Here is a 13051-nt window from a genome sequence, read left to right as displayed (position 1 = left end):
CCGCTCGGCCGGCTGACCTGCTGCCACCCGCTGCTCGTGTACGCAGGCGACGGTCAGGTCGGCCCGAGCCCCCCGGCCATCCGTTCGCGGACGGCCTCCAGCGCCTCGAAGGCGTACGCCCAGTTGTGGCACTTGAAACTGCGCAGGCCGTCGATCGCGGTGTGGCAGTCGGCGCAGCGCACACCGGGGATGGCGTCCGGGATCTCCGTGTTGACGTACTTGCGTTCGCCGAGGATGACGGTGGCGATCATGGCCTTGTCGTGCAGGCCGGAGAGCGCCGACGAGACGATGTCGTACCAGGTGATCCGCCGGCCGCACTTCGGGCAGTCCGGCTCGTCGCCGCTGACCCAGAGCGGGGCGCCGATGGTGCGCGCCGGCATGCCGAGCAGCTTCTCCAGTCGCCGGACGTCCGATTCCGGGGTGGTCCACCGGTGCCGGCCCGGCAGCGACGCGGGCGAGTCGTACACGGCGCGGAACAGGTCGTGGTCGACCTGCACGGTCTCCCGCTGACTGGTCATCGGCGTCCCCCTCGACGGTCGGTGCCCCCACCGTCGTCCCTGGTGGGGGCGGGCTACAACCGGATCAACGACACGGCGGGGCGACCAGCCCCCCGCCGCGAGGTCAGGATGCGGCCGCTGCGGAACCGGCCGCACCCCGCCTGCTCGGTTGCCCGCTTTCGCCGCCGGCCTCCGGTCCCGGGTGGTACGACGGACGCAGGGCGTGCCACCGGAAGGAGCGCTGATGGTGAGCCGGCCCGAACGGGTGCTGCGAGGACGGAACGTGCCGCTCAGCGCGTCCTTCCTGGAGCTCTTCTTCGACCTGGCGTTCGTCCTCGCCCTCAGCCAACTGGCCCAGCATTTCCTCGCCGACCTCACCCTGATGGGGGCGCTGCGGACCGCGCTGCTCCTGACCGGGGTCTGGTGGATCTGGGTGTCCACCACCTGGCTGACCGACTGGTACGACCCGGAGACCCAGGCGATCCGGGGGCTGCTGGTCGGCGCCACGCTGGGCAGCCTGCTGGCCGGGGTCGCGGTCCCGCAGGCGCTGGACGGGCGGGGCATGCTCTTCGCCGGCGCGTACGTCGCGGTCCATCTCCTCCGGGGCACGGTCACCGCCCTCGCACTGCGCGGCCACCCGCGGCAGAGCCGGGCGCTGCGGGTCCTCTGCTGGTACAGCGTCTCCGCCGTACCGTGGCTGGCCGGCGCGTTCCTGCCGGAATGGCGGGTGCCGCTCTGGCTGCTCGCCCTCGCGATCGATCTCACCGGCCCACGATTGGGCTGGCCGACGCCGCGGCTGGGTCGGGCCCGGCAGCAGGAGCTGCACCTCGCCGGTGAGCATTTCGCCGAGCGGTACCAGCAGATCCTGATCATCGCGCTGGGCGAACTCGTCCTGGTCGCCGGCCTCACGTACACCGGCACCCGCCTCAGCCTCCCGGAGACCGCCGCGTTCCTGCTGGTCTTCACCACCGCCGTGCTGATCGGTCTGCTCTACGTGACGCCCGCCGGCCAGCGCCTGGGTCCGGCCATCGAGAACGCCGACCCGTCCCGGCTCGGGGTCACCACCGGCTACCTGCACCTGGTGATGATCGCCGGAATTGTGGCGACCGCGGTCGGGGCCGAACTGAGCATCGCCCACCCCACCGAGATCGGCGGCACGACCGCCGTCGTGGTCATCCTGGGCGGACCCACCCTCTTCCTCGTCGGGCGGATCCTGTTCTCCCTGGCGATCCACCGGAGACTCTCCTGGCCGCGGGTGATCGGCCTGTTCATCCTGGTCGGCGCAGCGGTCGCCGTGCGCCTGCCGTTGGTCGCGGTCAGCGCGATCGCCGCCGGGGTGCTGATCGTGGTGGCCGTCCTGGACCAGGCGGGCATCTTCACCGGCGCTCGTACCCGAGCCCGTTGACGATCGGTGCCTGGCTCGCCGCCCGGCCGGCGTCAACTCCAGGCGTGGATCAGGCTGGCGCCGCCAGCCGGCCGGCCGCCGACAACCGCCGGACCACCGCCCCGTGTGGCACGGCGTGACTGGTACGACCGGCCACACCGGTGGTGGTGGCGGCGGTGAAGAGCGAGTTGAGCAGCGCTTCCTCGACCGAGTCCAGGACGGCGGCGAAGACCGGGTTGATCTCCCCGTCCGGGATTGGTCGTTGGTCCGGCTGCGCGGTGCTGAACGCGATCGCGTAGTCGCCGCTGCCGTTGCTGTAGGACGCCCCGACCCGGCCCATCGCGAAGACCGCCCGCCGGGCGAGCCGTCCGAGCTGCCGGGCGTCCAGGGGTACGTCGGTGGCGACCACGATCATGCAGGAGTTGCCGGACGGTTCGGTCCGGTCGGCGTCCGGGATCAGCTCACCGACCGGCAGCGGGACGCCGAGGGCGGTGAGCACTCCGCCGAAGTTGGACTGGACGAGGGCACCGACCGTCCCCGGTCGGTCGGCGACCCGCACCGTCCTCGACGACGTACCGATGCCGCCCTTGAAGCCCAGGGCCGTGGTGCCGGTGCCGGCCCCGACGCAGCCCTCCGCCGGTGGCCCGTCGGACGCCCCGGTGACGGCGGCGAGCACGTGTTCCTCGGTGAGCGGCCGGCGGCGGATGTCGGAGAGGTGGCCGTCGTTGGTCTCGCCGACCAGTGGGTTGAACGACAGGCCGTCGGGGCGACGGTCCATCAGGTGACTGAGCAGCGCGTCCGCCGCCCGGAAGACGGACAGCGTGGCGGTCAGGACGATCGGTGACTCCAGTACGCCGAGTTCGTCGACCTGGGTCGAGCCGACGAGCTTCCCGTGGCCGTTGCCGGAGTACACGGCGGCCGGCAGGGTCCAGCGTCCGGGGCCGAGCTGACTCGGTACGACCGCGGTGACGCCGGTGTGCAGATCGGCGCCGTCGTCGATGGTGGTGTGCCCGACCAGGACTCCGTCGACGTCGGTGATCGCGTTGTGCCGCCCGGTGGGCAGCGGCCCGACCACGATCCCGAGGTCGCGGGCGCGGCGGCTCAACTGGTCCATGAGGTTCCTGTCGTCGTTGTTGCACTGCGGCGATGCGGGAATCCTCGCGGAACCTGCCCGACAAGAGCACGCCCGGGCTATCCGGGTGGCGACGGCGGCTCGGGTGGACGCCCTCGCGCGCCGGCGGCGTCCGCGACGGCGACCCCGGCCAGGACCGCGGTGGCGGCGAGGGCGGCCACGAGCGGTGGTACGAGAAGCATCACCGGTGCCAGGACGGCCAACGCGAGCAGCCCCAGCGGTCGATCCGGGGAGACCCGGCTGAAGACCGCGTACTCGAAGCGGGCACGCCCGGCCAGAAACAGCGCGGGCCCGCCGAGGATGACGGCGATCCAGGCCGTCTGGGCGTGCCCGGTTGGATGGGCGATGACGAGTTCGGCGCCGACCGCGGTGACGACGACGCCGGTCACCATGACCAGATGGGCGTAGAACGCCGACAGGCCGAGGCGGGCCGGATCGGGGGAGCCCCCGATGGCTGCGGCCGACAACTCGCCGGCGCGGTAGATGTAGATCCGCCAGAGCAGCACCGTGGTGGCGATCGACACCAGGAACGCCGCGGTCCGGTCGGTCGCGAAGCCACTGCCGCCAAGGGTCGAAGCGGAGACCAGGATCAACTCGCCGAGCGCGATGATGAAGAACTGTCGGTGGCGCTCGGCCAGGTGCTCGGCCGCGCTCGGCAACTCCGCGGGCGGTGAGCGGCCCAGGCCCGGTGTGCGGTAGCGGAGCTTCCCCGCCAGGTAGTCGATGGCCACCGCCAGCGCCCACAGTGCCTCGCGGGCGGTGCCGTGCACCAGCGCTCCCGCGATCCACGGCACGGCCGATACGCAGAACCAGATGAGTACCCGTAGGGCGCCGCGCTGCAACTCGTGGCCCCGCAGGGCGATGAGAAGGCCGAGGCTGCGACCGACCTGGACCGCGACGTACGCGCCCGCGAAGATCAGGCCCTGCGCGCCGAACACCGCCGGCAGCGCGACAGCCATCACCAGGCTGCCGACCAGGGTCGCGATGACCAGCAGCTGTATCGTCGGCCGCTGCGGGTCGAACCGGTCCGGGACCGTCGCCGTGCTGCACCAGACCCACCACACCGCCAGCAGCAACACCAGCATGTGGAAGGCCCCGCGCCACGTGAGGTCCTGGCTGAGCACCCGCGAGAGTTGGGTGAGCACGTAGACGAACGCCAGGTCGAAGAACAACTCCAGGAACGTCGCCCGTTGCGGATCCTCGGGCTTCCGCAGCAGCCTGCCCGCCCTGCTCGTCGTCATCGGTCGCCCGTCCTGTGGCTCATGCCCGTAATGAGGCATTCGTACCACGTGGCGAGACCGATGAACCCGGATCCGCGGCCGTGGGCGCGTCATCCGGTGCAGGCCGATCAGGTCCTTCACCAGGTCGCCGCCGGATCGATCAGTTCGTCGGCCTGGTCCGAGTATCGGGCTGCGCCCCGGCCCTGACAGCTCAGGGAAGGTCGCTGTTGCCGCCCAGGTTGGCGATCATGCGGCGCAGCACGTTGAGGGCCGCCACATAGTCGTCTGTCGCGATGCCCTGGTGCATCTGCTCGTGCGCCCGCGCGTTTCGCTCCTTGGCGCGGAGGCGCCCAGCCTCCCCGGCCTCGGTGAGGGACAGGGTGCCGGCCTGCTCGCTCATCCAACCCCGCGCGACCAGGTCGTCGAAGACCTCCGCGAAATCGATGTTGAGGTCGTCGAAGGGGGCGAGGCGTTCGGCGAGTTCGGTACGACTCCACCTGCCGGGGGCGCCGGCCACGTGGTTGAGCGTCCACCAGTGCGGCTGGGTGAGCTGCTCCACGGCAAGCTCCGCCCGGATGCGTCCGACCACGACACGGTACGCCTCGCCGCTCCAGTAACCGATGGGCTGCGCGGCCAGCCTCTCGTGGGTGTACTCCGTGATCATGGCCCAGGCTCCTTGTCGGCGACGAGCGAACGCGATCACCGTAGAAGTTCAAGCACCCTTGAGGTCAAGGGAGCGTGCTGGACCGGTGCAGGGCGGCTGGACGAAGGGTCGCCTATCCGGGCGGAAGGCCGAGGAACTGCTCGATGTCGGCGATGGCGTCCTCCACCGTGCCGCCGACGGCCGGGTCGCGCAGTCGGGCGCGCAGGGCTGGCATGACCCGGTCGGTGTCGAGCCGACGGTGGATGCGGGCCAGATGACCGAGGCAGATCGCCGCGGTGGCCCGGACATCCTTCTCCGGGTGGTCCAGCAGCCCCAGGTAGAAGTCCTGGCACCAGCGCCAGTCCGCGTCGTGCAGGGCCAGCCCGACCATCGAGTCGGTGAGAGCGTCGATGTCACCCGCGGCGAGCGCGGCCGTGGCGCCGTCGTGGGTCGCCGGCGCCGGCTCGTAGTAACTGCGCTGTGTGCTCATTCCTCGTCCTTCGGCGGCGCGGTCGGCCGGCCCTTTGTCTACCAGCAGCCCACTTCCCGACATCGATTCGTGCGGGGTGAAGACGGGGTCGCGGTCCGTGGTCGGGCTGTGGCATGGTGCGGTCGTGGGTGAGACGGGGCGGACGGATCGGGTGGCGGCGGTGCCGGACAAGCTGGATCAGTGGCACGACTTCCGCAAGAGCGTCGCCCTGGTGTCGATGGTGCTGTTCTTCTTCTGCGTGGTCGGCCTCGGCTTCCTGGCCTACCAGCTGGCGATAGTCGGGGACGACGGCACCTTCAGCGGTTGGTCGTTCTTCCGCTTCATGTCGGTAGCGACACCTCTCGGGGTGGCTGCCGTGGCCGGCCTCGGTGTCTACCGAGCGAGCGCCAACGCGGAGTCGAAACGGCGCGGCCGGATCATGGCCCTCGCGCTGCTCGTTGCCGCGGTCCTGCTCGTGGTGACCGGCATCATCGGGGACCGGCTGTCGTGAGCTTCTCCGTCGAACCCAGCGCCTTGGAGAGCGCCGCCGCCCGCGTCAACGACGCCGCCCTCGACGCCCAGACCGCCAAGGCGTACATGCTCAAGCACACCGACCTGGCGTGGCACGACCAGGGTCTGCTCAACGAAGCGTGGCCCGCACACCAGAAGCTCGTCGACGAGATGACCAAGCGGCTCACCCACCTGATGGAGCTGCTCGGCAAGTCACGCGACGCGCTCCAGGAGACCGCCGACTACTACCGGCGCACCGACACCGGCAGCGCGGCCCGTCTGGACGCGACCTACCCGGCCGTCGACCGCAGCGGCTACGAGCTTCCCCGCGGGCACCCGACGGGTGGGAACCTGCCGTGAGAGAGCCGACGGACCTCCTCGTCGAGCCCAGCGAACCCGATCCCACGATGACCAAGGGCTTCGCCAACCCGATCGGCGTCCTGGACGCGATCTCCATCTCGCACTGGGTCAACCAGATCATCAAGGACTGCGCCGGGTACGACGTCATCGGCACCATCAGCAACGCCCTCGTTGGAGACTGGGAGAGCTTCTACAAGGCGGGCGACGCCTACGGCAACCTCGGCCAGAGCCTGCAGGCCCTCGGTCAGAACGCCACCCTGACCGCCTCCCACATGGACCAGCAGTGGGACGGGCAGGCCGCCGACGCGGCCTTCGTCTACTTCCGTCAGCTCACGAAGGCACTTGTTCAGCAGAACCTCGTCCTCATCGAGATCAAAGAGAAGTACCACGAAGCCGCTCGCGCCATCTGGCTCCTGGCTGACATGATCGGCGGCCTGGTCAAGATGATGATCGACAAGGCCATCATCATCGGCGTCAGCGCCGCCGCGGGCACAGCGCTCATCGAGACCGGCGCCGGTGCCGTCGTCGGCTACGGCGTCGCCGCCTGGCAAGCCATCGAACTGGTCAAGAAGGTCAACGACGCGGCGCTGAAGATCCAAGCCGCCGGCACCGCGATCCTCGGCTTCTTCAGCTTCATCAAGACCCTCGCCGAACAGGGCGGTGACCTGTCCAAGGTGCCCCTGCCCGACCAGCCCTACACGAGCCCGGTGCTTCATGACGCAACCTGAACCGCAACCAGAGCACCAGTTCCTCGACCTCACCGAAGGGGATCCGGGCCTGGCCCAGCTCCTCCACGCCAGCCTCACCCGGCTACGCGACGGGGTCGCCGGCGACGACCTCCAGGAGATGGCCCGCGACGTCCTCGCCGGCCACGGCGACCTGCGCCAGATCGCCGCCAACGACGCCTACGGCGGAGAACTCCTCGACCGCTACCACCGGTTCAGAGACTGGGAACAGAACCTCGACCCGGACGAGCGGCAACGTCTCACCGAGCAGGCGACCGAACTCGCCGCGGACCTGGGCACCGGCACCGGTGCGGCTGGACCGGGCGGGACCCCGCCGGTGTCGTAGGTGGATGGCAGGCTGAGGTCATGATTCGAGGGACGTTGATTGCCGAGAGTCTGCGTCCAGCCACCGACCTCCGGGTGGCGGGGCTCAACATCGTCCGGGTGCGCCGGCAGGACGTGTCGAACTCGGCCTCAGATGACCAGCCGAAGGTGTGGACCCTCCTCGACTTCGAGGCGGCCAACCAGGCAGCCGATGAGATCGGTCGTGCGCTCGCCGAGTCGCTGGCCTCCGACGGCGGCTGGTACGCCGACTTCACCGTTGGCGATGACCGCGTTGTGGTCTTTTCCAACCAGGTCTTCCGCTATCGGAGGGGCGATCGGAAAGGCCGAGCCGAGGCCGTCGAATACGGCAGGACGGTGGGCGTTCCGGAGCACCAGTTGGACTGGGGCGACTGAGCCCGAACGAGCGCACCGCAGCGGCCTCACCTGTCCCGCTTGAGTCGGCCCGTCTCCCCACCCTGGGCGTCGAGGAGCACGAGCACTTCGCCGTCCAGCCCTGCCCGCCACGCCTTGGAGAGCCAGACACCCACCGGAACGTTGTCGCAGCCCATTACTGTGGTGGGTCCGCTGGTGGCGAGGAAGTCGCCTGCCGGTCCGGCGACCCATTGCCCTCCCTCACCGTTGCAGCCGTCGGAACCCCGCCATGTGCCGTCGTCCCGCAGCTCCACGTAGGGCCCTCCGGACCCGAACCTGCCCGGCCGAGCATCAACCGGCACCCATCGACCGAGCAGGGTGTCACGGCGCGAGGGCGTCAGACCCGCCGGCAGTGCGGCGGCCGGCGCGAAGGCACGCCGGACCTCGTCGGTGACCACGGGCGGCCCCGCCGGAGAAGGCAGGTTCGGCCCGGGGGTGGGCTTCGCGCCGGGCAGCAGCCGGGCGACGTGCCCGCCCTGGGCGTCGAGCAGGACGCGGCTGTCGCCTTCCACGCGGAAGGCGCTGGCCCGATGCAGCCAGGCCGGATTCATGAGCTCAGGACCGGGGCGGCATTCCTGGGCGTCGTTGTCGGAAACCGAACGTCCGGAGGCGCCGGCGACGAAGAGGCCGTTGGCATTGGCCCGCCACGTGCCCATCAGCGCGCCGCACCGGTCGTACAACAGCAGGCCGTTGTGCTTGTCCGGTGTGAGCTGCAGAATGTCACCCGCGCCTTCGGCAACCTCCGCCAGCTTCCAGGAACCGATCAGCGCGACAGGCTCCGTCTGCGGCGACACAACCGGTGCAGGTTCCGTAGCGGTGGACTGGGACCCACCCGGAGCCGCCGTCTCCGACCCGCCCCGCTCGCCGCAGCCGGCGAGCAACGCCCCGACCGCGACGACAGCTATCAGGTACCTGCGCCCGCTCATCTTGTCTCCCGTTCCCACGCCCGCCGGGCGGTTGAGCGGCCCGGACCTCAGGTGATGGGACGAGCAACCGCGGTCACCAGTTCCCTGGCCCGGGCATTCCGCAACACCAATCCATCGCCTGACAGCCGGACCAGCCGTGGCCGGCCTGCTGAGCGAGGTCACCGACGAGCTCTATACCTCACAGGCATATTTATGACTCTGAGGTATACCGCTCACAACAACCCACCATTCCCGAGGCGACCGGGATCCGCGCCCACAGCCGGGGCCGGCTCGCGCACCATGAAGACGTCCACCGGATCCTCGGTCTCGAGTGTGAATCCGTGCCGCTCGTACAGCCGCCGTGCCGGACTGCCCTGCAGCACGTTCAGCCGGACCAGGGTGACGTCGCGGTCGCACTGCTCCAACAGCCTGCGCAGCACGGCCGCACCGATGCCGCTGCCCTGCAGGTGCGGGGCCAGATAAAAGTGCTCCAGCCAGTACGCGTCCTCGGCCGGCCGCAGCGACACGCAGCCGGCGAACGCGCTGCCCACCTCGATCACGCAGGTGTGCGCCGGCGCGAATCCGTCCCGCAGTCGCTGCCGCACCCGCTTCTCGTCGTACCGCCCGAGCCGCTCCAGATCCGCCCGCAGCACCACGGCCCGCAACTCGGCCACCGCCTCAACATCCGCCTCCGAGGCCGGCCGAATCTCCCAGTCCGCCATGATCGCCAAGCTACCGCGCTGGCCCCTGGCGACGATGCCGCAGCCGTTGATGATCAGCGCGTCCTGCTTTCAGAGTCAGCACCCGGCTGCGACCCGCGCTCGGCAGAACGGCGATGTCTAGACGACGAGGGATGCTAAGGGGGCCCGTTGATTCGGTGAAGCGGATCTCCTCGTCACGCTTGGGTAGACCCTGCGCTCGCTGCTGCACCGGCCAGATACGGCAACAGCGGCCATAAAGGCCGCTGACCTGCGGAGCAGCCCGAGGTCCGGCGGTATCGCATCGTCCGACCCGGCGATGAGGAGTACGCCGTGTGGGGCAGTCCTCCGTAGCTTCGGCGGATAGTCGCATCTCTTCCAAGATCATTAGCCTGACCTGTCACGACTCGCACGCCTACAGACAGGACCGATAACCATGGGCATGATCCGCAAGCTCACGAGCGTTAGCACCCTCGGCCTCGTCGACTGGTCGAACCCCAAGGAGAAGCAGGCCAAGGCTGCCCGACGCTCTTCGAAGGCCGACGAGCGCGTCTCGAAGGCCGAGGCCGCACGGCTGGAGGCTGAGACGGCCCTCCTCCGGGCCCAGCTCGAGGAGCTGAAGAAGAAGGACGCCTAGCCCTCGAGAGGCCGCCCCGGCATCGCGCCGAGGCGGCCTCCGGCGTATCTGAACACGCCTCGCCACGCTGACAGGGCCGTGGAAGCGGGACAACCGCGTGGGCCGTTTGCCTGGCCGGCCTGGATGTGCCCGGTTGATGGGTGGTCCTCCGATCGCCCGGGTGTCACGCAGGACATCTCAAGCAACACTCATGACCGTGACATATGCACCCCACGCCCATTCAGCCGCAGTGACCGCCAACGGCCATACCGGTCAGGTTCACTTCGACGGCACCTACATCACTATTACCCGCAAGGGCTTCCTCGCCCGCGCCTCAGTGGGCAAGGGCGAAAAGCGGATGCCACTCGGCTCAGTCAGCAGTGTGCAGTGGAAACCTGCAGGCGGCCTGATCAACGGATTCATTCAGTTCGAGATACCCGGTCAGGGCGGGTCTCGGTCGGCGTTCGGTAAGCAGACAACCGATGCGGCTCGAGACGAGAACTCCGTGGTCTTCACCAAGAAGCAGATGCCCGAGTTCGAGCGGCTGCGCGCTGTGATCGAGCAGGCGATCGCTGCCCGCCACAACGCGCCGTCGCAAACGGCCGCACCAGTGTCGGTCGCCGACGAGTTGGCGAAACTCGCCGCGCTACGGGATCAGGGCCTGCTGTCTCCACAGGAGTTCGAACAGCAGAAGGCCCGGCTGCTCGGCTGAAGGTGATGTTGTAGTCCGGACACGAAGCGGACTGCGACTCAACGGGCCCGGATTTCCAACGGCGCCAAGCCTGCGAGGTCCGGGTCCAACCTTTCGGATTTCTGAGGGGTGAAAGTGGCCCTGCTTCCGAGGCCGGAGCATGCTTCCCGACATTCAGCTGCGGGAGGCGGTGCCCGGTTAGGCGGCGGTTTCGGGAACGAGGGCGGTCAGCTCCGCGACCTCGGCGTCGCTCAGCGCGATCCGCGCCGCCGCGAGGTTCTCCCGCAGGTGGGCCAGGCTCGTGGTGCCGGGGATGGGCAGCATCGCCGGAGAGCGGTGCAGCAGCCAGGCCAGCGCGATCTGCTGGGGCGTGGCCGCGTGCCGGGCGGCGACCGGCGCGAGGGCGGTGGCGACCTGGCCGGCGTTGTCCCCGCCGTCGCGCAGGCTGACCGGGTGCCAGGGCGAGAACACCGCTCTGGTCCGCTCCGCCGCCGCAAGCAGGTCCGCACCGGTGCGGTTGCCGATGTTGTACAGGGCGGTCACCGCGGCGATCTCCGCAATCGACCGGGCGAGTTCGAACTGCGCCGCGGTGACGTTGGACAGCCCGATGTGCCGGATCCAGCCCTCGTCCTGCAGCTTCCTCAGCTCGCCGACCTGGTCCTCGAACGGGGCGTCGGTCGCGTACCCGCTGTGCAGGTAGTAGAGGTCGAACCGATCCACGCCGAGGCGGCGCAGGCTCAGCATGGCGGACTGCCGCAGGTACTTCGGGTTGCCCACCCAGCCCAGAGTCGAGTAGTCGGGGCCGCCCCGGACGAAGCCGCCCTTGCTCGCCACCACCAGCCCCGCCGGGTAGGGGTGCAGCGCCTCGCGGATCAGCAGCTCGTTGGTGTGCGGCCCGTAGACATCGGCGGTGTCGATGAAGGTGACGCCCTCCTCCACCACCGCGCGCAGCAGCGCCAGCCCACGCTGGTGGTCGGGGTACGGGCCCCAGACCTGGTCGCCGGTGAGCTGCATCGCCCCGAAGCCGACCCGTCCGACCGGAAGGTCGCCGCCAATGATGATCGTGGGCGGGGTGGACGGGGAGCCGAACGTCATGGTCATCTCGATTCTGGATCGCCGGCGGCCCCGTCGCCGACGCCGCCCCGCAACCTCGACGCCATCCTGCGCACGGCCCGCGACGTCTTCGGCGAACTGGGCGCGGGGGCCACCCTGGAGGAGGTGACTCGCCGGATGACGTCCGCATCGGTACTCTCGACCATAATCGATCAAACTGCGATGAATTGGTCGAAGCGATCTACCTGGCGGAAGTTCAAGCGGTCGTCGACGACCAGGTTGGAACGCCCGGCCTATCCGTGGAGATCGACTGGGCGTTCTCGCACTCACGAGCGGTGGCGGCGGGAGTGGACCCGCAGAGGGCGTTAACCCTCACACGCTTTCGAGGCCTGCGACACGACGTTCAACTGGCTGCCGAAGAAGGACCATCCGCGTGACGTTGTCGGCCAACTCCTACGCCAAGCCACCGACAAGCAGCCAGCGCTCCCGCTAGCCAAGATCACAGCTAGTTTGTGCCCTGGTTGTGCCCGGGGATCTCTGCCGGGCGTTCTCGCAGCTCAGCGCCGGTAAATGGTGGGCCGCCAGGGACTCGAACCCTGAACCTATGGATTAAAAGTCCACAGCTCTGCCATTGAGCTAGCGGCCCGCGCGCTCAGGTTACCGGACGGTGCCCGACGACGACTCTCGGCTTCCGGCCGACCGTCGATGCCTGGGCCGCACCGGCCGCCACCGCCCTCGATCGACACGAGATCGGCGAACTGGCGGTGTCCGGCGTGCTGGATGCCGCTCTGTCGGGGATGTGGAGTGGATCAAGCGAGATCGCGCCGCGGTGCATGGGTGCGGGTGGGTGGGGAACCAGAAGGGGCATGAAGTTGAGCAGCACTCCGGCGGTGGCGGCGTCCGGGGAGGAGATCGGGCCGGACGGCGTACGCGAGCCGGGCGGGGAAGTGCACGCCTGGCTACCCGGCCAGAACCAGACGGTGTGCGGCCTGGCGCTGAGTCGTACCCGGCTGCGTCGGTTCCCGCACGTGCGCTTCGACTACTCGGGTACTGACGTGCTCACCGAGGCCGATGCGGTCGGCTGGATCTGCCCACGTTGCCTGGCGGCGACGGCTGGGCGGCGGGGCAAGGAGAAGCACGGCTGGGTCCGGGAGTCTCCCCGCCCCTGATCCACTCGGCATTCGGGAAGTCGGGGTGTCCGGACGGCCGTGACAGCCCGACTTCCAGGAAATCGAGTCGATCAAGCGCCAGGCCGGGCGTCGAGCGCCGGCCGGGCGCAAGAGCACCGGGCCGGCCGCCAGCGCGCAAGAGCACCGGGCCGGCCGCCAGCGCGCAAGAGCACCGGGCCGGCCGCCAGCGCGCAAGAGCACCGGGCCGGCGCCAGGGCGCGAG

17 protein-coding genes and 1 tRNA gene are annotated in these 13051 nt (G+C 69.7%); 9 read left to right on the top strand and 9 right to left on the bottom strand.

Annotated elements, in window-relative coordinates:
* Positions 1 to 53: 53 nt before the first annotated feature.
* Positions 54 to 518 (bottom strand): hypothetical protein, encoded by a 465-nt coding sequence (locus EAD98_RS27070; protein WP_121656793.1) that lies wholly within the window; start codon positions 516 to 518, stop codon positions 54 to 56.
* Positions 519 to 741: 223 nt separating this feature from the next.
* On the opposite strand from EAD98_RS27070, the gene EAD98_RS27065 reads away from it, so the two are divergent.
* The gene (locus EAD98_RS27065) at positions 742 to 1902 is read left to right on the top strand and encodes a low temperature requirement protein A (RefSeq protein ID WP_121656792.1); all 1161 of its coding nucleotides are present in this window, start codon (positions 742 to 744) and stop codon (positions 1900 to 1902) included.
* Positions 1903 to 1951: 49 nt separating this feature from the next.
* Here the strand turns inward: EAD98_RS27065 and EAD98_RS27060 are convergent, their stop codons facing one another.
* The 4 genes from EAD98_RS27060 to EAD98_RS27045 all read right to left on the bottom strand — a co-directional run bounded on the left by EAD98_RS27060 (position 1952) and on the right by EAD98_RS27045 (position 5366).
* Positions 1952 to 2995 carry a P1 family peptidase gene (locus EAD98_RS27060; RefSeq protein WP_121656791.1) on the bottom strand — a complete coding sequence of 348 codons (1044 nt, stop codon included), beginning with the start codon at positions 2993 to 2995 and terminating at the stop codon, positions 1952 to 1954.
* A 77-nt stretch (positions 2996 to 3072) separates the two neighbouring features.
* Positions 3073 to 4254 carry a low temperature requirement protein A gene (locus tag EAD98_RS27055; RefSeq protein WP_121656790.1) on the bottom strand — a complete coding sequence of 394 codons (1182 nt, stop codon included), beginning with the start codon at positions 4252 to 4254 and terminating at the stop codon, positions 3073 to 3075.
* A 190-nt stretch (positions 4255 to 4444) separates the two neighbouring features.
* The gene (locus EAD98_RS27050; RefSeq protein WP_121656789.1) at positions 4445 to 4897 is read right to left on the bottom strand and encodes a MarR family transcriptional regulator; all 453 of its coding nucleotides are present in this window, start codon (positions 4895 to 4897) and stop codon (positions 4445 to 4447) included.
* 112 nt (positions 4898 to 5009) lie between these two features.
* Positions 5010 to 5366 (bottom strand): hypothetical protein, encoded by a 357-nt coding sequence (locus tag EAD98_RS27045; RefSeq protein WP_121656788.1) that lies wholly within the window; start codon positions 5364 to 5366, stop codon positions 5010 to 5012.
* 124 nt (positions 5367 to 5490) lie between these two features.
* On the opposite strand from EAD98_RS27045, the gene EAD98_RS27040 reads away from it, so the two are divergent.
* From EAD98_RS27040 to EAD98_RS27020, 5 genes are read left to right on the top strand one after another with little or no spacing between them, the layout of a single operon-like run.
* Positions 5491 to 5856: a hypothetical protein gene (locus EAD98_RS27040; protein WP_233583991.1), complete on the top strand. Its 366-nt coding sequence runs from the start codon at positions 5491 to 5493 to the stop codon at positions 5854 to 5856.
* On the top strand, positions 5853 to 6215 hold the full coding sequence (locus EAD98_RS27035; protein ID WP_121656787.1) for a type VII secretion target: 363 nt from the start codon (positions 5853 to 5855) through the stop codon (positions 6213 to 6215). Before EAD98_RS27040 ends, EAD98_RS27035 begins: the two co-directional genes overlap by 4 nt.
* Positions 6212 to 6943: a hypothetical protein gene (locus EAD98_RS27030; RefSeq protein WP_147457500.1), complete on the top strand. Its 732-nt coding sequence runs from the start codon at positions 6212 to 6214 to the stop codon at positions 6941 to 6943. Before EAD98_RS27035 ends, EAD98_RS27030 begins: the two co-directional genes overlap by 4 nt.
* A complete protein-coding gene (locus tag EAD98_RS27025; protein WP_121656785.1) occupies positions 6930 to 7286 on the top strand; it encodes a hypothetical protein in 357 nt (118 codons plus the stop codon). The genes EAD98_RS27030 and EAD98_RS27025 overlap by 14 nt, the downstream gene beginning before the upstream one ends.
* A gap of 20 nt (positions 7287 to 7306) precedes the next feature.
* Positions 7307 to 7678, top strand: coding sequence for a hypothetical protein (locus EAD98_RS27020; protein WP_121656784.1), 372 nt, complete (start codon positions 7307 to 7309; stop codon positions 7676 to 7678).
* A gap of 26 nt (positions 7679 to 7704) precedes the next feature.
* Here EAD98_RS27020 and EAD98_RS27015 read toward each other — a convergent pair whose 3' ends face one another.
* Together EAD98_RS27015 and EAD98_RS27010 are read right to left on the bottom strand one after the other, a co-directional pair.
* The gene (locus tag EAD98_RS27015) at positions 7705 to 8490 is read right to left on the bottom strand and encodes a hypothetical protein (protein WP_121656783.1); all 786 of its coding nucleotides are present in this window, start codon (positions 8488 to 8490) and stop codon (positions 7705 to 7707) included.
* Positions 8491 to 8834: 344 nt separating this feature from the next.
* Complete coding sequence (locus tag EAD98_RS27010) at positions 8835 to 9323, bottom strand: GNAT family N-acetyltransferase (RefSeq protein ID WP_121656782.1); 489 nt, start codon at positions 9321 to 9323, stop codon at positions 8835 to 8837.
* A 412-nt stretch (positions 9324 to 9735) separates the two neighbouring features.
* Between EAD98_RS27010 and EAD98_RS27005 the strand changes: the two genes are divergently transcribed.
* Both EAD98_RS27005 and EAD98_RS27000 read left to right on the top strand, forming a co-directional pair.
* Positions 9736 to 9936, top strand: a complete 201-nt coding sequence (locus EAD98_RS27005) for a hypothetical protein (protein ID WP_121656781.1) — start codon at positions 9736 to 9738, stop codon at positions 9934 to 9936.
* A 190-nt stretch (positions 9937 to 10126) separates the two neighbouring features.
* Positions 10127 to 10627 carry a DUF4429 domain-containing protein gene (locus EAD98_RS27000; protein ID WP_121656780.1) on the top strand — a complete coding sequence of 167 codons (501 nt, stop codon included), beginning with the start codon at positions 10127 to 10129 and terminating at the stop codon, positions 10625 to 10627.
* A 177-nt stretch (positions 10628 to 10804) separates the two neighbouring features.
* On the opposite strand, the gene EAD98_RS26995 is transcribed toward EAD98_RS27000, so the two are convergent.
* Positions 10805 to 11707, bottom strand: a complete 903-nt coding sequence (locus tag EAD98_RS26995) for an aldo/keto reductase (RefSeq protein WP_199723572.1) — start codon at positions 11705 to 11707, stop codon at positions 10805 to 10807.
* Between the two features lie 523 nt (positions 11708 to 12230).
* Positions 12231 to 12305: transfer RNA gene (locus EAD98_RS26990), tRNA-Lys, on the bottom strand.
* A 220-nt stretch (positions 12306 to 12525) separates the two neighbouring features.
* Between EAD98_RS26990 and EAD98_RS26985 the strand changes: the two genes are divergently transcribed.
* Entirely contained in the window at positions 12526 to 12828 is a 303-nt protein-coding gene (locus tag EAD98_RS26985) for a hypothetical protein (RefSeq protein ID WP_121656779.1), read from the top strand.
* Positions 12829 to 13051 lie beyond the last annotated feature (223 nt).

Origin of the sequence: Micromonospora sp. CV4 (genome assembly GCF_003667455.1) — a bacterium.
Taxonomy (GTDB): Bacteria; Actinomycetota; Actinomycetes; order Mycobacteriales; family Micromonosporaceae; genus Micromonospora.
Note: the sequence above shows the minus strand (reverse complement) of the source record. Positions and strands in the feature narration are given on the sequence as shown.

Coding starts and splice junctions, on each gene's coding strand:
- EAD98_RS27020 (WP_121656784.1), top strand. CDS start 7,307: ATGATTCGAGGGACGTTGATTGCCGAGAGTCTGCGTCCAGCCACCGAC.
- EAD98_RS27000 (WP_121656780.1), top strand. CDS start 10,127: ATGACCGTGACATATGCACCCCACGCCCATTCAGCCGCAGTGACCGCC.
- EAD98_RS27060 (WP_121656791.1), bottom strand. CDS start 2,995: ATGGACCAGTTGAGCCGCCGCGCCCGCGACCTCGGGATCGTGGTCGGG.
- EAD98_RS27025 (WP_121656785.1), top strand. CDS start 6,930: ATGACGCAACCTGAACCGCAACCAGAGCACCAGTTCCTCGACCTCACC.
- EAD98_RS27010 (WP_121656782.1), bottom strand. CDS start 9,323: ATGGCGGACTGGGAGATTCGGCCGGCCTCGGAGGCGGATGTTGAGGCG.
- EAD98_RS27050 (WP_121656789.1), bottom strand. CDS start 4,897: ATGATCACGGAGTACACCCACGAGAGGCTGGCCGCGCAGCCCATCGGT.
- EAD98_RS27005 (WP_121656781.1), top strand. CDS start 9,736: ATGGGCATGATCCGCAAGCTCACGAGCGTTAGCACCCTCGGCCTCGTC.
- EAD98_RS27065 (WP_121656792.1), top strand. CDS start 742: ATGGTGAGCCGGCCCGAACGGGTGCTGCGAGGACGGAACGTGCCGCTC.
- EAD98_RS27045 (WP_121656788.1), bottom strand. CDS start 5,366: ATGAGCACACAGCGCAGTTACTACGAGCCGGCGCCGGCGACCCACGAC.
- EAD98_RS26985 (WP_121656779.1), top strand. CDS start 12,526: ATGAAGTTGAGCAGCACTCCGGCGGTGGCGGCGTCCGGGGAGGAGATC.
- EAD98_RS27055 (WP_121656790.1), bottom strand. CDS start 4,254: ATGACGACGAGCAGGGCGGGCAGGCTGCTGCGGAAGCCCGAGGATCCG.
- EAD98_RS26995 (WP_199723572.1), bottom strand. CDS start 11,707: ATGACCATGACGTTCGGCTCCCCGTCCACCCCGCCCACGATCATCATT.
- EAD98_RS27070 (WP_121656793.1), bottom strand. CDS start 518: ATGACCAGTCAGCGGGAGACCGTGCAGGTCGACCACGACCTGTTCCGC.